1 protein-coding gene is annotated in these 378 nt (G+C 66.4%); it reads left to right on the top strand.

The genetic code is table 11. The annotated features are described in order from the left end of the window. A partial coding sequence (locus D0817_RS26840) for a hypothetical protein (RefSeq protein WP_238160958.1) occupies positions 1-378 on the top strand: 378 nt, incomplete at both ends.

Below are 378 nucleotides of genomic sequence, written 5' to 3'. Positions count from 1 at the left end.
CAGGTCATGGAATGGCGTTCGATGAACCTGCCCGGCCCGGTCGTCGACAAGCATTCGACCGGCGGCGTGGGCGACGTGGTCTCGCTCATGCTCGGGCCGATGATCGCCGCCTGCGGCGGCTTCGTGCCGATGATCTCGGGCCGCGGCCTGGGCCACACCGGCGGCACGCTAGACAAGTTCGACTCCATTCCGGGCTACTGCACCGTGCCCGATCCCGAGTTGTTCCGCACCGTGGTCAAGGACATCGGCGTGGCCATCATCGGCCAGACGGCGCAGCTGGCGCCGGCCGACAAGCGCTTCTACAGCATCCGCGACACCACCGCCACGGTCGAATCGGTGGCCATGATCACCGGCTCGATCCTGTCCAAAAAACTGTCG

The sequence above is a fragment of the Flavobacterium cupreum genome, assembly GCF_003996965.1.
GTDB classification, from domain to species: Bacteria; Bacteroidota; Bacteroidia; order Flavobacteriales; family Flavobacteriaceae; genus Flavobacterium; species Flavobacterium cupreum.
The sequence above is the reverse complement of the archived record's forward strand: the minus strand, read 5'-3'. Positions and strand labels throughout refer to the sequence as shown.